Source organism: Streptomyces anatolicus (assembly GCF_019400875.1).
Taxonomy (GTDB): domain Bacteria; phylum Actinomycetota; class Actinomycetes; order Streptomycetales; family Streptomycetaceae; genus Streptomyces; species Streptomyces anatolicus.
In genome coordinates this window covers 1-2,303 of record NZ_WMBF01000718.1, presented here as the reverse complement: position 1 = coordinate 2,303, position 2,303 = coordinate 1, and the positions used below count along the sequence as shown (strand labels likewise).

At 72.9% G+C, this 2,303-nt stretch carries 1 protein-coding gene; it reads left to right on the top strand.

Features of this window, described 5'->3' with window-relative positions; genetic code table 11:
* Positions 1-370: 370 nt before the first annotated feature.
* Positions 371-2,131, top strand: a complete 1,761-nt coding sequence (locus GKQ77_RS31760; protein WP_219692574.1) for an NAD+ synthase — start codon at positions 371-373, stop codon at positions 2,129-2,131.
* Positions 2,132-2,303: the final 172 nt, after the last annotated feature.

Sequence of the window (2,303 nt, the reverse complement as noted above, 5' to 3'; positions counted from 1 at the left end):
CCGGATGACCGGGCAGCTGCTCCCGCCGGGCGACCGGGCAGCCGCTCCCGCTCCCGGCGGTGACCCGGGGCGACCGCTTCCGGCGGGTGACGGGGCGGCCGCTCCCGGCAGGCGACCGGCCAGCCACTCGCAACGGGCGACCGGGCGGCCACTCCGGCGGACGACCGGCCAACCACTCCCGACAGGCAATCAGCCAGCCACTCCCAGCGGGTGACCCGGGGCGGCCGCTCCAGGCGGGTGACGGCGTGGCCGCCCCCCGGCGGCGGGAGCGGCTGCCGGGCCACGGGCGCCAGGGCCTCGGCCCGCCCGGCAGGCCCCCGGGCCCCCGGCCCATCCGGCATCGCGTCGCTTTGACGATTACACTGGGCGCGTGCCTCAACTACGTCTCGCCCTGAACCAGATCGACTCGACCGTCGGCGATCTCGCCGGGAACGCCGAGGCGATCGTCCACTGGACCCGGCACTCCGCCGAGCAGGGGGCGCACCTCGTCGCGTTCCCCGAGATGGCGCTGACCGGGTACCCCGTGGAGGACCTCGCCCTGCGTTCGTCCTTCGTCCACGCCTCCCGGCAGGCGCTGCACGCGCTCGCCGCCCGGTTGAAGGACGAGGGCTTCGGCGAGCTGCCGGTCGTCGTCGGCTATCTCGACCGCACCGAGGAGGCCAAGCCCCGCTACGGCCAGCCCGCGGGCGCGCCGCGCAACGCCGCGGCCGTGCTGCACCGGGGCGAGGTCGCGCTGACTTTCTCCAAGCACCACCTGCCCAACTACGGCGTCTTCGACGAGTTCCGCTACTTCGTGCCGGGCGAGACCCTGCCGATCGTGCGCGTGCACGGCGTCGACGTGGCCCTCGCCATCTGCGAGGACCTCTGGCAGGACGGCGGCCGTGTGCCGGCGACCCGCAGCGCGGGGGCGGGCCTGCTGCTCTCCATCAATGCCTCGCCGTACGAGCAGAACAAGGACGACCAGCGGCTCGAACTGGTCCGCAAGCGCGCCCAGGAGGCGGGCTGCACCACCGCGTACCTGGCGATGATCGGCGGGCAGGACGAGCTGGTCTTCGACGGTGACTCGATCGTCGTGGACAAGGACGGCGAAGTCATCGCGCGGGCGCCGCAGTTCGCGGAGGGCTGTGTGGTCCTGGACCTCGACCTGCCCGCCGCCGCGCCCGTGCCGCCGTCCGGTGTCGTGGATGACGGGCTGCGCGTCGAGCACGTCACGCTCTCCGAGGAGCCGCTGCCCGCGTACGAGGCGGAGCTGACCGGCGGTTACGCCGAGCGGCTCGACGACGACGAGGAGGTGTACTCGGCGCTGGTCGTGGGCCTGCGCGCGTACGCCGCGAAGAACGGCTTCAGCAGCGTGCTGATCGGGCTCTCCGGTGGCATCGACTCGGCGATCACGGCCGCCATCGCCTGCGACGCGCTGGGCGCGCGGAACGTGTACGGGGTCGCCATGCCGTCCCGCTACTCGTCCGAGCACTCCATCGGCGACGCGGAGGAGCTGGCGCGCCGCACGGGGCTCAACTTCCGTACGGTGCCGATCGCCCCGATGTTCGACGCGTACATGGGTGCGCTCGGGCTCACCGGGCTCGCCGAGGAGAACATCCAGTCGCGGCTGCGCGGCACGATGCTGATGGCGATCTCCAACCAGGAGGGGCACATCGTGCTCGCGCCGGGCAACAAGTCGGAGCTGGCGGTGGGCTACTCCACGCTGTACGGGGATTCCGTGGGCGCGTACGGACCGATCAAGGACGTCTACAAGACGGCGATCTTCCGCCTCGCGCGGTGGCGCAACCGGGCGGCGCGGGAGCGGGGGCAGACGCCGCCGATCCCGGAGAACTCCATCAGCAAGCCGCCGAGCGCGGAGCTGCGTCCCGACCAGGTCGACACGGACTCGCTCCCCGACTACCCGGTGCTCGACGCGATCCTGGAGCTGTACGTCGACCGGGACCAGGGCGCCGACGCGATCGTGGCGGCGGGGTTCGAGCGGGAGCTGGTGACGAAGACGCTGCGGATGGTGGATACGGCGGAGTACAAGCGGCGGCAGTATCCGCCGGGTACGAAGATCTCCGCGAAGGGCTTCGGCAAGGACCGCCGCCTCCCGATCACCAATCGCTGGCGCGAGAGCGCGTCGGACTGACGTCACCGGTTTCGCGCCGGGGGCGCTGTGGCGGGGCCCTCGGCGGAGGGCGTCTTTAGCGCGCGGCTCCCTGGGGCGGGGCGCGTGCCGGTCGGCCGTCTTCGGGGTGCGGCTCCGGGGGCGGGATCTGCGCGCCGCTTCGCAGCGACATCTCCCACACACCCGCTTACCC